Genomic DNA, 15,949 nt, shown 5'->3' with positions numbered 1-15,949 from the left:
AATTCCGGCCGAGCGCACCGCCACGGGCAGCCCGGTCAGGCCAGGAACTTGTCCGGGGTCAGCGGTAGGTCCCGGATCCGGGTGCCGGAGGCGTTATAGGCGGCATTGGCAATGGCCGCAGCGCTGCCCACAATCCCTATTTCTCCGATGCCGCGGGCACCCAGCGGGCCGGCATGCTCGTCACGGTCCTCGATCCACAACGCCTCCATGTCCAGCACGTCCGCGTTGGTGGGGATGTGGTATTCCGCAAGGTCGGAGTTCACGAAGATCCCGAACCGCGGATCCAGCACCCCTTGCTCGTGCAGTGCCATGCCCAGGCCCATGGTCATGGCGCCGAGGAACTGGGACCGGGCCGTGCGCGGGTTGATGATCCGGCCGGCGGAAAACACCCCGAGCATGCGGGGGACCCGGATCTCCCCGGTATCCGCGTGGATCCGGACCTCGGCGAAGTGCGCACCGAAGGAATACAGGGCAAGGTTCGCAGCCTCCGGGTCTTCCGGTGGCTGCGCTTCCGTGTGGGCCCCGGGGGAGGGATGCTCGCCGTGATCCTCCCGGAAGGCACGCGCGGCGGCAATGATAGTGCCGCCCCAGCTGGCCGTCCCCGAGGAACCGCCGGCCACGCTGGCAGTCGGGAACCGGGTGTCACCGATGCCCAGCCTGATCCGGTCCACCGGCACCCGCAGGGCATCGGCGGCGATCTGCGTCAGGGCGGTCCAGCTGCCCGTGCCGATGTCAGAGGCACCGATCTGCACCGAGTAGACGCCGTCCTGCTCATACTGGATCCGCGCCGTGTTCGAGGGCTGGCGCATGAAGGGGTACACGGCGCTGGCGGTACCCATCCCCACCAGCCAGCCGTCCTGCTGAACGGAGCGTGGGCGGGCCACCCGGTTCTCCCAGCCAAATCGCTCGGCCCCGAGGTCGAAGCATTCCAGCAAGTGCCGACTGGAGAACGGATTGCCGGTTTCCGGGTCCACCTCCGGTTCGTTGCGTCGGCGCAGCTCGATCGGATCCAGGCCGGCCGCCGCCGCCAGCTCATCCATGGCCACCTCGGGGCCGAACATGCCCGGGCACTCGCCGGGGGCCCGCATCCAGGACGGCACCGGAATATCCAGCGGCGCCAACCGCGTGCTGGTTCGCCGGTTAGGGGCGGCGTACATCATCCGAAACGGCGCCGGGGTCTGCTCGGCGAACTCCTTGATCCGGGAGGTGTGTTCCAGGATGTCCAGCGACATGGCGGTGAGCCGTCCGTCGTCGGCCGCACCCAGCCGGACGTGCTGGATAGTGGGGGTTCGGTGGCTGGTCAGCGTGTACATCTGCTGCCGGCTGACAGGGAACTTCACCGGCCGGCCGTCCGTGCACTGCGCGGCCAAGGCCGCCATCACCACCTGCACGTGCGGCATACCCTTGGATCCGAAGCCGCCTCCCACGTGCGGCGCGATGACGCGGACCTGCTCCTCATCAAGACCCAGCACCTGCGCCAGCGTGCTCTTCACCGCGTGGACGCCCTGCGTGGAGTCCCAGAGGGTCATGACGGTCCCGTCCCACTGCGCCACCGTGACGTGCGGCTCCAGCGGGTTGTTGTGTTCGGGCGGAGTGGAATACGTCGCGTCGATCCGCAGTGCGGCGGTGTCAAAGGCGCCGTCAAAATCGCCCTGGCTGCTGTCCGTCGGGGTGCCGGCGTTCAGCTCCTCGGGGGCATACAGTGCAGGATCGTCAGCGCGCAGCTGGGCGGTGAACGGCTCCTCCGTGTAGGTCACCTGCACGGCAGCGGCTGCCTCCCGGGCGGTTTCCGGGGTCTCGGCCAGTACTGCAGCCACTATCTGCCCCCGGTAGCCCACGCTGGGATCCTGCAGGACCGCCAGTTCCCGGTCCGAGCTGTCTGCCAGTCGGGGAGTGGTCTCCGCTGTAAGGATGGTCAGGACCCCGTCGAGGGCCTCCGCTGCGGCGGTCTCCACCCGCTCCACCCGCCCGCGGGCAATGGTGGAAAGCACGGGATAGAGGTGGACGGGGTTCTCCACCGGCTGTTCATAGGCATAGGGCGCGGTGCCGCGGACCTTAAGTTCGCCGTCGAGCCGTTCATACGGGGTACCGATGGCGGAAGCGGGCATCAGCTTGCTCATGAGTTCAATTCCTCCCAGCCTGCGTCATCCGGGCCGCCGGGCCCTTCCGGATGGTCCGTCCCCGGTGCACTGGCGTCCGGCCTGGCGGTGCCGGTCAGGTCCCGCAGCACTGCGGCCAGGGTGTTCCGGACCATGGGCACCTTGAAGCCATTCCCGTTGAGCGTCTCGGCGTGCCTTAGCTCGGCATCCGCGGCGGCCCGGAAATTGTCCTCGGTGGCTGCGGCCCCGCGGAGCACCGCTTCGGCCTGGAGCGCCCGCCAGGGTTTGTGCGCCACTCCGCCCAGCGCTATCCGCACGTCCCGGATCACCGGGACGGCGGCGTCGTCGTCGTCCAGTTCCAGTGCCGCGGCCACGGAAACCAGGGCGAAGGCGTAGGACGCACGGTCGCGGACCTTGCGGTACGCGGAACGGGCCGGTGCCGGCGGGAGTTCAACGGCGGTGATCAGCTCGCCGTGGTCAAGCACCGTGTCCTTCTGCGGCTCGTTGCCGGGCAGCCGGTGCAGATCGGATACGGGGAGCACTCGTTCGCCCGCGGGGCCCATGACGACGACGGCGGCATCCAGGGCGGCCAGCGCCACCGCCATATCTGACGGATGGGTGGCGACGCAGTCCTCGGAGGCGCCGAGGATGGCGTGGTACCGGGTGTAACCCTCCAGTGCGGAGCAGCCGGTGCCGGGCTCCCGCTTGTTGCATGGCGTAGTGGGGTTCTGGAAATACACGCAGCGGGTGCGCTGAAGCAGGTTTCCGCCGGTGGTGGCCAGGTTCCGCAACTGGCCCGAGGCTCCGGCTAGCAAAGCTTGGGACAGGGCGGGGTAGCGGCTGCGGATGAACGTGTTGGCCGCCAGGTCCGCGTTGCGCACATTCGTACCGATCCTGACCCGCCCGTCTTCCTGCACCTCCACCGTGTCCAGCGGCAGCCGGGAGATGTCCACCAGCAGGGTGGGTTGGGCGACGCCGAGCTTCATCCGGTCCACCAGGTTGGTGCCCCCGGCCAGGAAAGCGGCCTCAGGGTTGCCGCTCACCAAGGCGACAGCCGACGCGACGTCCTCGGCGCGGTGATAATCGAACGGGATCATGCGCGTTCCTCCGGATGCTCGGGCATCGATTCCGCGGTGGGGGAGTCCGCCACTACCGGAACCTCCGGGTCGGGCGCTCCGCCCCGCCGTGCCGCGGCTGCTTCGGCGGCTTGCCGGACGGCGGCAACAATGTTCACGTACGCCCCGCAGCGGCACAGGTTTCCGCTCATGCGTTCGCGGATTTCAGCATCGGTGAGGTCTACGCCGCCCTCGGCCCGCAGATCTTCCGTGGCCGTGGATGGGTGCCCGGCGGCGGCTTCCTCGATGATGCCCGCGGCGGAACAGACCTGCCCCGGAGTGCAGTAACCGCATTGGAACCCGTCCTGTTCCAGGAAAGCGCGCTGGACCGGGTGCAGTTCGCCGTCGGGCGTGCCGCCGGCCAGGCCCTCGGCCGTGATTACCTCGGCGCCGTCATGGGCTACGGCCAGGGCGAGGCAGGAATTGGCGCGGCGCCCGTCCAGGAGGACCGTGCAGGCGCCGCATTGGCCGTGGTCGCAGCCCTTCTTGGGGCTCGTGACGCCCAGCTGGTCCCGCAGCGCGTCCAGGACCGTGGCGCGGGTATCCACCGTCAGGGTGCGCGGTTCACCGTCCACCTGCAGGGTTATTCCGGCTTTCATGAGATGTGGCCCACCTCTCCCTCGCGGTTTGTTCTCGCAACCTACCGGAGGGGATGTGGTGGAGACAACCAACGATGAGATCTATTGGTGATCATCTGCACTCTTGTGATTTAGAAGGCCCTGAAACCGCAGTGGTTCCCTTCGCTGCCTGCAGGAGCGCGAGCCAGGACAAAAAAGATCCCGATCCGGGTTTCCGGATCGGGATCTTTTTCTTGGTTGCGGGGGCAAGATTTGAACTTGCGACCTCTGGGTTATGAGCCCAGCGAGCTACCGAACTGCTCCACCCCGCGGCGTGGTATCAACTTTACCGCAGATCCGCCGCACAGCGTAATCCAGTGGCCGGGCTCACAATTTCCGCCGTCCGGTTCGGTACGCTGGGGCGGGTGAGCCTGCCGAAAACCGATACCGCCGTCACCTATCCCGCCGGAGCCCTGACGGGCACGGGAGCCGTACTCCACGTGGAGACAGTGCCGGACGGAAGGCTTGCGGTGCTCCTGGACACCACTCCCGTACACCCGGTGGACGCCGGCTGGCCGGACCAGGGGCCGGACCGGGCAACGCTAACGACGCCGGACGGCCGCGAGGTGCCCGTGCTCGACTGCGTGGTCGGGGCCACGGACGGCACCGCATTGTTCCTGGGCGGGGACATCCCGGTCCGCAAGGGCACCGAGGGCTGGGTGTTCGCGGTGGTTCATGTGCTGCCGGGAGATACCGGCATTGCGGAGGGAAACCGTGTCGAGGTCCGGGTAGACGGCGAACACCGGGCCGCTCTTTCTGCCGGGCACACAGCCTGCCACCTGGCGGCCCTTGCCCTGAACCGGCAGCTGGCCGGGGCATGGAAAAAGGACGTGCCCGCAGACGCGGCCGGCAACCCGAACTTCGACGCCCTGGCGATCGAGACAACCACGATTCTGCCCGGAGGTTCCCGGGACGTTTACCGGTTGGGGAAGTCACTGCGACGCAAGGGCTTTTTGCCGGACGCGTTGCTGACGGACCCTGCCGCCGTGGAAAAGGGTGTGAACGCAACGTTGGCGGAGTGGGTGGCCTCCGATGCGGAGGTCCGCATCGAGCGCGAATCGGACCTCCTTACCGGCATGCGCCGCTGGGTCTGCGACCTGCCCGGCGGATCGGTCGGCATTCCCTGCGGCGGCACCCATCTGGCCTCCTTGGCCGCTGTTTCCGAAATTGAAGTGCGGTTGAGCTGCGAACCCGGCGAGGGAGCCGCGGAAGTAGTTATGGATACCATTTGCACCCGCACCGGATCGGCTTAGCCGGCAAACGATTCCCGGCCTGCCGCCGCGGGTATTCCTCAGCGCCCTCTTTCGACAGCATTCCCCGCTGCCCCTTGCCTCCGGAAATGCCTTGCGCCAATTGATCCGGTAACCCAGGGATAACCCTTGCCCGCTCGAATGGATGAACGTAGTGTTCCGCGCACGTGAGCGGAACCGCTGTCTCAAATGAGCAAAGGTGACCAGATGAGATTTCGACGCAGCAGGGGGAATCGCAACCACAGCCGTTACCGGCTTCGAACGGGTCTGGCATCCGCGGCCGCAGCCGCCCTGGTGCTGACCGGCTGCGGCGGTTCTGAGGCGGAGGGCGGGGATGAGATTGTCGTAGCAATTGTCTCCAACCCGCAGATGCAGGACGCAATCACTCTTCAGGACGAATTCAAGGCGCAGTATCCGGACATTGACGTCAGCTTTGTGTCCCTTCCCGAAAACGAGGCACGGGCTAAGATCACTGCCTCTGTTGCCACGCAGGGCGGGGAATTCGACGTCGTGATGATCTCCAATTATGAAACGCCGATGTGGGCGGAAAACGGCTGGATCACTAATCTCCAGGACTATGCCGATTCCACCGAGGGATATGATCCCGACGATTTCGTCCCCACTATCCGTGAGGCACTGAGTTACGAGGGAGATCTCTACTCCGTTCCGTTCTACGGTGAATCCTCCTTCCTCGTCTACCGGCAGGACCTGTTCGACGAAGCCGGCCTGACCATGCCGGAAAGCCCCACCTGGGAAGACATCCGCGGCTTCGCCGAAGCACTCAACGATCCGGAAAATGACATGGCCGGTGTCTGTCTGCGCGGGCTGGCCGGCTGGGGTGAGGTCATGGCGCCGCTGGACACCATGATCAATACCTACGGCGGCCGTTGGTTCGACGAGGACTGGAACGCCCGTTTGGATGAGCCCGTAGTGGAAGAAGCCGTCACCGATTATGTGGACCTGGTGCAGAACTACGGGCAGGCCGGTGCCGCCACCAGCGGCTACGGGGACTGCCTGACCCTCTACAGCCAGGGAAACACGGCCATGTGGTACGACGCCACGGCCATGGTTTCCGCCATTGAGGACCCCGCGTCCTCCCTCGTAGTCGGGAAAAGCGGATACGCGCCGGCACCCGTCAAGGAGACGGAGTCCGCCGGCTGGCTTTACAGCTGGTCCCTGGCCATCCCCACCACCAGCAACTCCAAGGACGCTGCCTGGGACTTTGTTTCCTGGATGACGGATAAGGAATACATCCAGCTTGTGGGCGAGGAGATCGGCTGGGAACGGGTGCCGCCGGGCAGCCGGCTCTCCACCTATGAGATCCCCGAATACGCCGAGGTGGCAGAGGCCTATGCCGAGCCGACCCTGGATGCCATGGCCGGGGCATCCCAGGAAAACAGCATGGTCCGCGGTGTGCCCTACACCGGGCTCCAATTTGTCGGTATCCCGGAGTTCCAGGATCTGGGCACGCGGGTGGGGCAGCAGATTTCGGCGGCCATAGCCGGGCAGCAGACAGTCCAAGAAGCGCTGGAACAATCCCAGGGATACGCCGAAACGGTGGCGGAAAGCTACCAGGACGGAGCGGGTTAAATGTCCACGTTGGTAGAGCGGCAACAGGTCCGCGCCAGGAAGGCCGCAACGGAGCGGGAGGGCGGGGGAATGTCCTCCGCCGAGGGGTGGCGGCGGCGGCTGCCGCTGTTGCCGGCCCTGATTTTCACCTTGATCGTGACGCAGGTGCCCTTCCTCTTCACCATCTGGTACTCCCTGCAGAACTGGAACCTGCTGCGGCCGGAAGGAAACCAGTTTGTGGGGCTGGGGAACTACATCGATATTTTCTCGGACTCCACGTTCCGCGGGGCGGCGCTGAACAGCGTCCTCTTCACCGTGGCCTGTGTTTTCTTCGCGATGTTGCTGGGCATCATCTTCGCCCTGTTGCTGGACCGCAGTTTCGCAGGCCGGGGAGTGGTGCGTACCCTCCTGATCACCCCGTTCCTGATCATGCCGGTGGCGAGCTCCCTGCTGTGGTCCATTTCAATCCTCAATCCGAGCTACGGCCTGCTGAACTGGGTGATCGGGCTGGTGGGCATCCCGCCGGTGGACTGGACGTCGCAGCACCCGATCGTGTCCATCCTGATGGCGCTGGTGTGGCAGTGGACGCCGTTCATGATGCTGCTGGTGCTGTCCGGGCTGCAGGCGCAGTCCAAGGACGTGCTGGAAGCCGCGCAGGTGGACGGCGCGGGGTGGTGGCGGACGTTCATCTCGGTGACGTTGCCGCAGTTGCGCCGGTACATCGAACTCGGAATCCTGCTTGGCGCCATCTACGTGGTGAACACCTTCGACCAGATCTACCTCATGACCGCCGGCGGACCCGGGACGGCCAGTGCAAACCTGCCGTTCTACATCTACCAGCGGGCTTTCCTTGGCTTTGACATCGGCCAGGCCGCTGCCATGGGCGTGGTGGTTGTCATTGCCACCATCATTGTGGCCACCCTGGCCCTCCGCCTGATTTTCAAGAGCTTCGACGTAAAGGACTGACGACGTGGCTACCCAGACTGCTGCACCTACTCCCGCCGGGAAAGAAACAACTCCCGCTGCCAATACCGTTCGGAAACCGGCCCGGCGTTTCAACTCCGCACCCATCCTCACCACGGTGACGTGGGTCCTGGCACTGATTTTCTTCTCACCGGTGCTCTGGATGGTGCTGACCTCCTTCAAGCAGGAGTCCGCCGCCGCATCCGATCCGCCGGTGTTCTTCTTCGCCCCCACGCTGGACCAGTACCGGGCGGTGCTGGACAGCGGGGCCGGAAGCTATTTCGCCAACTCCGCGATTGCCACCGGCGTCTCCACCATCCTGGTGGTCATCCTGGCGGTGCCGGCCTCCTATGCCCTGAGCATCCGGCCGGTGAAAAGGACCTCGGACGTGCTGTTCTTCTTCATCTCCACCCGCATGCTGCCGGTAGTGGCCGTGATTATGCCGATCTACGTGATTGCCGGGCAGCTGAAGGTGTTGGATAACGTGTGGACGCTGGTGGTGTTGTACACCTCGATGAACCTGCCCATCGCCGTGTGGATGATGCGCTCGTTTTTCCTGGAAGTGCCCGGCGAGGTGCTCGAGGCGGCGCAGATGGACGGAGCCGGGCTGATGAAAACCCTCCTGCGGGTCCTAATGCCCATGGTCGCCCCCGGCCTTGCCGCGACGGCATTGATCTGCGTGATTTTCGCCTGGAACGAGTTCTTCTTCGCACTGATCCTCACGGCGGGCCAATCGGCTACGGTCCCGGTCTTCCTGGTGTCCCAGATGACCAGCGAAGGCCTGTTCCTGGCGCAGCTCTCGGCAGCATCGGTGCTGGCTTCGCTGCCGGTGGTGATTGCCGGGTGGGTGGCGCAGAAGCAGCTGGTCCGCGGCCTGTCCATGGGCGCGGTCAAGTAGCCGGCACGCGCCTTGACCGGGCCGCACCGGAGCCCGGTCAAAGCGCGGAGTTCTGCTCCTGGACCGTGGCGTTGGAGGAAACCTCGAAGGTGCGCTCGGGCGGCTCGACATTGGAGGGATCCATCCACATGAACTCCCAGACGTGTCCGTCCGGGTCGGTTGCCGAGCCGCTGTACATTCCGGGCATATGCTCCTCAGCCGGCGCGTAGAGGGCACCCCCGCCGGAGGCGCAGGCGGCCAGGAAACGGTCCACTTCGTCCGTGCTGTCGCAGCTGATGCAGTTCAGTACTTCCTTGCCTGCCGAGGCCAGGTGCGGCGTGTCCCCTTCGGGGAGGAAGCCCTGGTAGAAGTCCTGCTGCAGCAGCATCACCACGATGCTGTCCGAAATGACGATGGCGGTGGCGTTTTCATCACTGAACTGCGGGTTCTTGGTGAATCCGAGACCCAGATAGAAGTTCTCTGCAGTCTTGAGGTTCGCCACCGGCAGGTTGGGGAAAATCATGCGTTCCATGTCTGGTCCTTCCTTCGAAGCCCGCGGGTGCCCTTCGCGGCGGAGAACCCGCGGTGGAGGTGCGTTCGGGTAGCGCGCTGTTCCTTCACAATCCCACTGCCCGCCCCTGCTGACAACGGGTACCCGGAACGATCGGCAGCGGATCCGGGGCTCCGCCCACGACGGGCTGTCACGGCCACGATTCACTCTAGAAAGGAAACCTCCTCCGGTCCTCAGTGGAAAGGGAAGAGCAAGTGTCCGCTCTCGGACAGTACCCTCGCCAGCAGGTCTGCAGAACGCTGATCGCGAGGCCTTCCCTGCGGAGTCTGCCGGGGATCGGACTCGAGTCCGGGAAGACTGCGGCGGTTCTTCTTGGCCTGTCTGCGATTCATGGCGGTGCCTCCCTTGTGGCTCCCCTTTCGGGAGCTTAGGGTTACAGCAAACGTGCTCAAGTGCACTTGAGGTCAAATCCCCGTCACAGTTCTTCGGTTGCCCGACAGCGTGCGCAACACTGGACGAGTGAACCAACCACCACGCCAATTGCTGGCTATCGGCGAGGTGGCGGAGCGCGCCGGTATTTCGGTGCCTGCCGTCCGCTACTACGAAGAGCGCGGATTAATCGTTTCCTACCGCACCAGCAGCAATCAGAGACAGTTCCCGCGCCACGTCCTGCGCCGGCTGGCTGTCATTTCCGCAGGCCGTCGTATCGGTCTGTCGCTCGAGGAAGTGGGTGTTGCCCTGGGCGGGCTACCTGTGGACCGGGCCCCCACGAGAAGCGAGTGGGCTGCCATGAGCGCCGACTGGTCACGGATGGTCGCCGGAAGAATCCGCGTACTTCAGGCGTTGCAGGCGTCCCTTGACGGCTGCATCGGATGCGGATGCCTGTCCCGGGAACGGTGCGGGATCTTCAACCCCGGCGATCAGGCAGCACTGGAGGGACCCGGCTCCCGCTGGGAGCGTGAGGCCCGCGGCAAGGCAGGAAACGATTTCGCATCATGACGCAGCCCATATTCCCCTTGTCCCAATAACTGCTAGTCTCACTGCTGCGAAGGCGGGCCGGACACTTCCGGCTATCTACCTGGCACAACCGGACCAAGGGAGAAGCCATGAGCAGCACTTCGGACGATATTTACCTGGCCCAGGCCATTCGCCTTGCCACGGAGAATGTGGCCAACGACGGCGGACCGTTCGGTGCCGTCGTCGTCACCGCCGAAGGCGCGGCGTTTGAGGGCGTGAACCGGGTGACAGCGAACAACGATCCCACCGCGCACGCCGAAGTCACGGCCATCCGCAACGCGTGCGCCACCCTGGGCACCTTCGACCTCACGGGTGCGGTGCTCTACACCAGCTGCGAACCGTGCCCCATGTGCCTGGCGTCCTCGCTCTGGGCCCGCGTGGACCGCGTGGTTTTTGCCGCGGACCGGCACGACGCCGCCAGCGCAGGTTTCGACGACGCCGCCTTCTACGAATTCTTTGAAACGCCGCTGGACCAGCGCTCCATGCAGGTCACCCAGCGGGGTGTGGAGGGCACCCCCTCGATGGCCCCGTTCAATGCCTGGACCGCGGCGTCGGAGCGGATCGACTACTAGGCTCTGGCTCGTCCGGCGCTCGCAGCGGGCCTCGGACGCCTAGAGCCGGTGCTCCAGCGCGGCGCCGATGGTCTTGGAATAGCAGGTTGACCCATCGGAGGCGATATACGGGCCGAAGTTCGGCACCACCCGGTAGCCGGCGTTCTCGTAAAAGCGGTGACCGTCCGGCTGGGCGGAGCCTGCTTCTGCCGTAAGGACAGCGAATCCCATCTGCTTCGCGCGTGCCTCCAACGCCCCGAGGACCGCCGTCGCCACTCCTGAACCGCGGGCATACGGCAGGACATACACCCGCTTGATCTCCGCCGTCGTGGTATCCAGCCGCCGAAGCCCCCCGCAGCCCAGCGGCTGGCCCGTGCTGCGCTCGTAGGCGATGAGGAAGACTGCGGAATCGGATGCGCGCGGCGGATTGGGGTCGTGTTCCGCGGTGCCGTAGCGGGCGTCCAGTTCCGCCTGCTGGGCTTCGCGCAGGTCAGCGCCTACGGGGTTGCTCCACGGCACTTCGCGGATCCGCAGGTGCGGGGTGGAGTAGGGACGGAATCCGGAAAAGGGTCGCAAATCCGACATGCTGCCTCCAGCGTCAGGGGTAGTGCTTCCACGCTAGGAGCCCGGGGTTTCACCCGTGTTTCGGCAGTGTGCCGTCCCGGCAAAAGGAATGTTCCGGATATGCGAACCGTGCGAGAATAGTAGCGATGTCAACTGTCGATTCTTCCCCCGAGAAAAACACCGCCAAAAAGCAGCGCACCGCCCGCGCGCTTCCCACCGCCACCGGACTACAGGTCCGCCCCGCCACGGAGGGCTGGGAACAGGCCAAGGAGCCCGACGGCCGGCCGCTGCTGCAGTTCAAGTCGCCGCGCGTGTCCCAGCCGCCGGCGCATCTGGCCGATATGACGCTGGCCGAACGCCAGGAGAAGCTGAAGTCCCTGGGCCTGCCTGCGTTCCGCGCGAAGCAGCTGTCGGTGCACTACTTCCAGCACTACACCACCGACCCCGAAGCCATGAGCGACCTGCCGAAGGAACGCCGTGACGAGCTGGTGGGCGAAATGTTCCCCACGCTGCTCACCGAGATCAAGCGCCTGACCACCGACAACGGCGACACGATCAAGTTCCTCTGGCGCCTCTTCGACGGCTCCCTCGTCGAGTCCGTGCTGATGCGCTACCCCGGCCGCATCACCCTATGTGTCTCCAGCCAGTGCGGCTGCGGCATGAACTGCCCGTTCTGCGCCACCGGCCAGGCCGGCCTGACCCGCAACATGTCCACCGCGGAAATCCTGGACCAGATTGTCCAGGCAAACCGCGTGATCAAGGAAGGCGGCCTCGGCGGCAAGCGCCGCGACGGCGGCCACGATGCCGAGCGCGTCACCAACATTGTCTTTATGGGCATGGGCGAGCCGCTGGCCAACTACAAGCGCGTGATGAACGCCGTCCACCGGATGGCCGCCGAGGTTCCCGAAGGCCTGGGCATGAGCGCCCGCAACATCACCGTCTCCACCGTGGGCCTGGTGCCGGCCATCAAGAAGCTTGCCGAGGAGAACATCCCGGTGACCTTCGCACTGAGCCTGCACGCCCCGGACGACGAACTGCGCGACGAGCTGATCCCGGTCAACAGCCGGTGGAAGGTGGACGAGGCCCTGGACGCCGCGTACAACTACTACCGCGTCACCGGCCGCCGCGTCTCCATCGAGTACGCGCTGATCAAGGACATGAACGACCACGCCTGGCGTGCGGACCTGCTGGCCAAGAAGCTCAATGCCCGCGGCCGCGGCTGGGTGCACGTGAACCCCATTCCGCTGAACCCCACGCCCGGTTCCATCTGGACGTCGCCGGAGCCCGAGGTCATGCAGGAGTTCATCAACCACCTGATCGACGCCGGCATCCCCACCACCATCCGCGACACCCGCGGCAAGGAAATCGACGGCGCCTGCGGCCAGCTCGCCGCGGCGGACTAGCACCGGTAACGACTTCTTAACCACTTAACGACGACGGCGGGAGGCCGGGCTGCGAGCCCGGCTCCCGCCGTCGTCGTTTTGGCTTAAAGCGGGCAGCCTATTTGAGGTGGTCCACCAGGGTGTCCGCGATGCCCGTGTACTTGGCGGGGGTGAGGGCCTGCAGGCGGGCTTCCGCCTCGGCGGGGAGGCCAAGCCCGGCAATGAATTCCTTCATCCGCTCGGCGTCCACGCGGTGGCCGCGGGTGAGGTCCTTGAGCCGTTCGTAGGGGTTTTCCATGCCCTCAACGCCGGCCACGGCTTCGGCGCGCATCACCATCTGGATGGCTTCCCCGAGCACCTCCCAGTTGGAGTCCAGGTCAACGGCCAGGACCTCTTCGGCGACGTGCAGCCGCTGGAGTCCCTTGGCGACGTTGGAAATTGCCAGCACCGAGTGTCCGAAGGCCACACCGATGTTGCGCTGCGAGGAGGAGTCGGTGAGGTCGCGCTGCCAGCGGGAGGTGACCAGGGTGGAAGCCAGGGTGTCCAGCAGTCCGTTGGAGATTTCCAGGTTTGCTTCGGCGTTCTCAAAGCGGATCGGATTCACCTTGTGCGGCATGGTGGAGGAGCCGGTGGCGCCTTCCACGGGGACCTGCGCGAAGTAGCCAATGGAGATGTAGCTCCAGACATCCGTGCAGAAGTTGTGCAGGATGCGGTTGAAGCGGGCGATGTCTGCGTAGAGCTCTGCCTGCCAGTCGTGGGATTCGATCTGCGTGGTCAGCGGGTTCCAGGCCAGGCCCAGGCCTTCCACGAAGCTGCGCGCCACCTGCTGCCAGTCTGTCTGCGGAGCCGCGGCGTAGTGGGCCGCGTACGTTCCGGTGGCGCCGTTGATCTTGCCCAGGAACTCAGTGTTGCGGATCCGACGCAGCTGGCGGGTGAGGCGGTAGACGGTGACGGCCAGTTCCTTGCCCAAAGTGGTGGGGGTGGCCGGCTGTCCGTGCGTCCGGGACAGCATGGGCACGGTGCGGGTGTCCTCCGCCATCCCGGCAATCTGGTCCACCAGGTCCTGCGCGGCCGGCAGCCAGACGTTTTCGACGGCGCCCTTGATGCCGAGCGCGTAGGAAAGGTTGTTGATGTCTTCGGATGTGCAGCCGAAGTGCACGAGGCTCTTCAGATTCTCGAGACCGAGGGCCGGAAGCCTGTCGGCAATGTAGTACTCGACGGCCTTGACGTCGTGCACGGTGCGCTTTTCAATTTCGCCCAGCTCGGCCACGGAGTTGCCGTCGAAGCCCGTCACGATTTCCCGCAGCTGGTTCTGCTGGTCTTCCGTAAGCGGCGCGGTGCCCGGCAGGACGGCGTTGGAGGTCAGGTGAATCAGCCATTCCACCTCCACATGGGTCCGGTCCCGGTTAAGTGCGGCTTCGGACAGGTAGTCCACCAGCGGCGCGGTGGCGCTGCGGTAGCGGCCGTCCAGCGGGCCCAGGGCGATAGCGGGGGATACGGAGGCGAGGGAGACACGGGGTTCGGATGCGGCCATGCGGCAATTCTTTCATGCCGGCGCAGCGCTGTTGGTGTGTGACTCATCGCTGCTCTGCGGTTTTGCCCTGGGTCGGCACACTTTCCCTCGACACCCGGGCATCACCGTGCACAGGTCCCGGTTGTTTCCACCGGAGGCGTGCGGAACCCGCGGTCCGGTGACATGCACGGCACCCTTGACGGACCGGCGTCGTTCTTGAGCGGTCCTGGTCCCGACCCCTCCTGACCCGGCCCTGCACCCGGAAGGCCTGGGCCGGTTCATTCGAGATGTGGACAATCCGTCACCCGAGGGAGGAAACGATGAACCAAATGGCTGCTGCAGCGTACGCGGCGGAGACGGAACGGTTGCTTTTGGCGTTCGCTGTAGAAACCGACGAACTGGAGCATGAGGTTGCCGCCGCCGCAGTTGTCCAGTGGGAGTCTCCCGCGGCAGACGCGTTCCGGCAGGAGCTCCTTGCCATAGCGCAGCGGTTTCCCGACGTTTCGCTGCAGCTGCGGTTCTCCGCGGGCGAGCTGCAGCAGGATCCGCTCATGTTGGCTGCGGGGAGCTGACAATGGCGGAGATAGGAACCTGCGACCGGCCGATGTACGAGGTGCGGGGCGGGGCCGCAGGTCTCCTGGTCCAGTACGAGGACCTGGTCCGGGTTGCGGGCAGGTTGGAGTCGACCGCGGACCGCGTGCGGCTGCTCGGGCAGAGGGTGGCGGAGCTTTGGCTGGAGGTCGGGGCCGTTGGCGGCGGTTCGGCGCCGGCTGACCGCGTGCGGTTGCGGATGCAGGAGGCGGCCCACACCCTAAAAACCTCCGCTGCCGCCGTCGATGCCCTTACGGGCGGGGTGCGCGGGAGTGCCCGTGCCTATGCGGAAGCGGAAGGCCGGATCAAGGAACGGACGCCGTCCATCGGCCTGTTCCCGGTGAACCCCTGGTTCGTCCGCGGCTCCTATCCGCGGGCTGAGTGGTGGTTCCCAACCCTGCGGCAGTCAGAGACGGGCCTTGCCGATCCGGCCTCCGAAACCTTGATGAACGCTGCTTTGCTCCTGCTTTACGGAGCCGGGAGGGGGAAGCTGCGGCCGGTGGAGGTATCGGAGCTGCCCGGCGAACAAAGCCGCGTACGCCTGGACGGAACTGCTGCCGGGCTGCTGGAGCGGTCGAAGGTACTGTTGCGGGAAAACAGGCCAGGCGTGATCGAAGTCCTGCCGGTCACGGGGAGCGACGGAAAGAAGACGTTTGTTGTCACCCTTCCCGGCACGCAGAGCTCCGGCATTTCCCCCGGAAGCGAGAACCCGTTCGATGCCATGGGTGTCTTCGAACCTTCGCTGAAAGACAGTTCGTACGTTACGGCGGGAGTGCGGGAGGCCTTGCGGCTGGCCGGGGCGGAAGCGGAGGATGCCGTCATCCTTTCCGGTTACAGCCAGGGCGGGGACCATGCCATCCGCGTTGCCGCATACCTGGCCGAGGAAAGCGACTACAACGTGGCGTACCTGCTGACCGCCGGCAGCCACACCGGAGCCGCCGACCTGCCCCCGGGCGTCCCCGCACTGCACCTCGAGCATGTGCAGGACTGGGTGCCCGGGATCGACGGCATCGCCAATCCTGATACACCGGACCGGGTCACCATGACCCTGACAAATCCGGTGGCCACACCGGTTGGGGAGGACGCCGGTTTGGGTCCCGGGCACCGGCTGGACAATTACCGTCGGGGTGCCGCGCTCGCAGACGCCAGTGATGATGCGTCGCTGCGGGCCTCTGTGGCATCCCTCGGCGCCGCCGTTGCGGCCGGAAGCGTTGCAACCAGGCACTTGTACCGTCTCTCCCGGGAAGAACTGCCGCAGCGGGAAGTGAGGGTTGTGCCGAGGCCTTCGCCGGGGCCGAGGAAGGACTACCGGCCGCCCGTCGGACCCTAG

General features: G+C 65.7%; 15 protein-coding genes and 1 tRNA gene. 9 read left to right on the top strand and 7 right to left on the bottom strand.

Features of this window, described 5'->3' with window-relative positions; translation table 11 throughout:
* Positions 1 to 35: 35 nt before the first annotated feature.
* From NNX34_RS05005 to NNX34_RS04990, 4 genes are all read right to left on the bottom strand, one after another.
* Positions 36 to 2,120, bottom strand: a complete 2,085-nt coding sequence (locus NNX34_RS05005) for a xanthine dehydrogenase family protein molybdopterin-binding subunit (protein WP_255765410.1) — start codon at positions 2,118 to 2,120, stop codon at positions 36 to 38.
* The gene (locus NNX34_RS05000) at positions 2,117 to 3,196 is read right to left on the bottom strand and encodes a xanthine dehydrogenase family protein subunit M (RefSeq protein WP_255765409.1); all 1,080 of its coding nucleotides are present in this window, start codon (positions 3,194 to 3,196) and stop codon (positions 2,117 to 2,119) included. Before NNX34_RS05000 ends, NNX34_RS05005 begins: the two co-directional genes overlap by 4 nt.
* Entirely contained in the window at positions 3,193 to 3,813 is a 621-nt protein-coding gene (locus tag NNX34_RS04995; RefSeq protein WP_255765408.1) for a (2Fe-2S)-binding protein, read from the bottom strand. Before NNX34_RS04995 ends, NNX34_RS05000 begins: the two co-directional genes overlap by 4 nt.
* 213 nt (positions 3,814 to 4,026) lie before the next feature.
* Positions 4,027 to 4,103, bottom strand: a tRNA-Met gene (locus NNX34_RS04990).
* Between the two features lie 45 nt (positions 4,104 to 4,148).
* Between NNX34_RS04990 and NNX34_RS04985 the strand changes: the two genes are divergently transcribed.
* The 4 genes from NNX34_RS04985 (at position 4,149) to NNX34_RS04970 (ending at position 8,511) form a co-directional block, all read left to right on the top strand.
* Positions 4,149 to 5,084: a metal-dependent hydrolase gene (locus NNX34_RS04985; protein ID WP_255765407.1), complete on the top strand. Its 936-nt coding sequence runs from the start codon at positions 4,149 to 4,151 to the stop codon at positions 5,082 to 5,084.
* 204 nt (positions 5,085 to 5,288) lie between these two features.
* Positions 5,289 to 6,671: a sugar ABC transporter substrate-binding protein gene (locus NNX34_RS04980; RefSeq protein ID WP_255765406.1), complete on the top strand. Its 1,383-nt coding sequence runs from the start codon at positions 5,289 to 5,291 to the stop codon at positions 6,669 to 6,671.
* Positions 6,672 to 7,616, top strand: coding sequence for a carbohydrate ABC transporter permease (locus NNX34_RS04975; protein ID WP_255765405.1), 945 nt, complete (start codon positions 6,672 to 6,674; stop codon positions 7,614 to 7,616). It begins immediately after the preceding gene.
* A gap of 103 nt (positions 7,617 to 7,719) precedes the next feature.
* A complete protein-coding gene (locus tag NNX34_RS04970; RefSeq protein WP_255765734.1) occupies positions 7,720 to 8,511 on the top strand; it encodes a carbohydrate ABC transporter permease in 792 nt (263 codons plus the stop codon).
* 37 nt (positions 8,512 to 8,548) lie between these two features.
* Here the strand turns inward: NNX34_RS04970 and NNX34_RS04965 are convergent, their stop codons facing one another.
* On the bottom strand, positions 8,549 to 9,022 hold the full coding sequence (locus NNX34_RS04965) for a VOC family protein (RefSeq protein ID WP_255765404.1): 474 nt from the start codon (positions 9,020 to 9,022) through the stop codon (positions 8,549 to 8,551).
* Between the two features lie 498 nt (positions 9,023 to 9,520).
* On the opposite strand from NNX34_RS04965, the gene soxR reads away from it, so the two are divergent.
* Positions 9,521 to 10,000, top strand: a complete 480-nt coding sequence (gene soxR / locus NNX34_RS04960; RefSeq protein ID WP_255765403.1) for a redox-sensitive transcriptional activator SoxR — start codon at positions 9,521 to 9,523, stop codon at positions 9,998 to 10,000.
* A gap of 107 nt (positions 10,001 to 10,107) precedes the next feature.
* Positions 10,108 to 10,590 (top strand): nucleoside deaminase, encoded by a 483-nt coding sequence (locus NNX34_RS04955; RefSeq protein WP_255765402.1) that lies wholly within the window; start codon positions 10,108 to 10,110, stop codon positions 10,588 to 10,590.
* Between the two features lie 39 nt (positions 10,591 to 10,629).
* Here NNX34_RS04955 and NNX34_RS04950 read toward each other — a convergent pair whose 3' ends face one another.
* Positions 10,630 to 11,154, bottom strand: coding sequence for a GNAT family N-acetyltransferase (locus NNX34_RS04950; RefSeq protein ID WP_255765401.1), 525 nt, complete (start codon positions 11,152 to 11,154; stop codon positions 10,630 to 10,632).
* A gap of 125 nt (positions 11,155 to 11,279) precedes the next feature.
* Between NNX34_RS04950 and rlmN the strand changes: the two genes are divergently transcribed.
* Positions 11,280 to 12,536, top strand: coding sequence for a 23S rRNA (adenine(2503)-C(2))-methyltransferase RlmN (rlmN, locus tag NNX34_RS04945; RefSeq protein WP_255765400.1), 1,257 nt, complete (start codon positions 11,280 to 11,282; stop codon positions 12,534 to 12,536).
* Positions 12,537 to 12,633: 97 nt separating this feature from the next.
* On the opposite strand, the gene purB is transcribed toward rlmN, so the two are convergent.
* Positions 12,634 to 14,049 carry an adenylosuccinate lyase gene (purB, locus tag NNX34_RS04940; protein WP_255765399.1) on the bottom strand — a complete coding sequence of 472 codons (1,416 nt, stop codon included), beginning with the start codon at positions 14,047 to 14,049 and terminating at the stop codon, positions 12,634 to 12,636.
* Positions 14,050 to 14,357: 308 nt separating this feature from the next.
* Here purB and NNX34_RS04935 point away from each other — a divergent pair, with 308 nt between their 5' ends.
* Together NNX34_RS04935 and NNX34_RS04930 are read left to right on the top strand one after the other, a co-directional pair.
* Positions 14,358 to 14,600 carry a hypothetical protein gene (locus NNX34_RS04935; protein WP_255765398.1) on the top strand — a complete coding sequence of 81 codons (243 nt, stop codon included), beginning with the start codon at positions 14,358 to 14,360 and terminating at the stop codon, positions 14,598 to 14,600.
* 2 nt (positions 14,601 to 14,602) lie between these two features.
* Complete coding sequence (locus NNX34_RS04930) at positions 14,603 to 15,949, top strand: WXG100 family type VII secretion target (RefSeq protein WP_255765397.1); 1,347 nt, start codon at positions 14,603 to 14,605, stop codon at positions 15,947 to 15,949.

Origin of the sequence: Arthrobacter sp. zg-Y1116 (assembly GCF_024385485.1) — a bacterium.
Lineage (GTDB): Bacteria > Actinomycetota > Actinomycetes > Actinomycetales > Micrococcaceae > Arthrobacter_B.
This window is presented reverse-complemented; position numbering and strand designations above follow the sequence as displayed.

Bases quoted from the DNA above. Each gene is read 5' to 3' on its own strand.
- NNX34_RS05005 (WP_255765410.1), bottom strand. From the start codon at position 2,120: ATGAGCAAGCTGATGCCCGCTTCCGCCATCGGTACCCCGTATGAACGG.
- NNX34_RS04930 (WP_255765397.1), top strand. From the start codon at position 14,603: ATGGCGGAGATAGGAACCTGCGACCGGCCGATGTACGAGGTGCGGGGC.
- NNX34_RS04965 (WP_255765404.1), bottom strand. From the start codon at position 9,022: ATGGAACGCATGATTTTCCCCAACCTGCCGGTGGCGAACCTCAAGACT.
- NNX34_RS04955 (WP_255765402.1), top strand. From the start codon at position 10,108: ATGAGCAGCACTTCGGACGATATTTACCTGGCCCAGGCCATTCGCCTT.
- NNX34_RS04980 (WP_255765406.1), top strand. From the start codon at position 5,289: ATGAGATTTCGACGCAGCAGGGGGAATCGCAACCACAGCCGTTACCGG.
- NNX34_RS04950 (WP_255765401.1), bottom strand. From the start codon at position 11,154: ATGTCGGATTTGCGACCCTTTTCCGGATTCCGTCCCTACTCCACCCCG.
- purB (WP_255765399.1), bottom strand. From the start codon at position 14,049: ATGGCCGCATCCGAACCCCGTGTCTCCCTCGCCTCCGTATCCCCCGCT.
- NNX34_RS05000 (WP_255765409.1), bottom strand. From the start codon at position 3,196: ATGATCCCGTTCGATTATCACCGCGCCGAGGACGTCGCGTCGGCTGTC.
- NNX34_RS04995 (WP_255765408.1), bottom strand. From the start codon at position 3,813: ATGAAAGCCGGAATAACCCTGCAGGTGGACGGTGAACCGCGCACCCTG.
- rlmN (WP_255765400.1), top strand. From the start codon at position 11,280: ATGTCAACTGTCGATTCTTCCCCCGAGAAAAACACCGCCAAAAAGCAG.
- NNX34_RS04975 (WP_255765405.1), top strand. From the start codon at position 6,672: ATGTCCACGTTGGTAGAGCGGCAACAGGTCCGCGCCAGGAAGGCCGCA.
- NNX34_RS04935 (WP_255765398.1), top strand. From the start codon at position 14,358: ATGGCTGCTGCAGCGTACGCGGCGGAGACGGAACGGTTGCTTTTGGCG.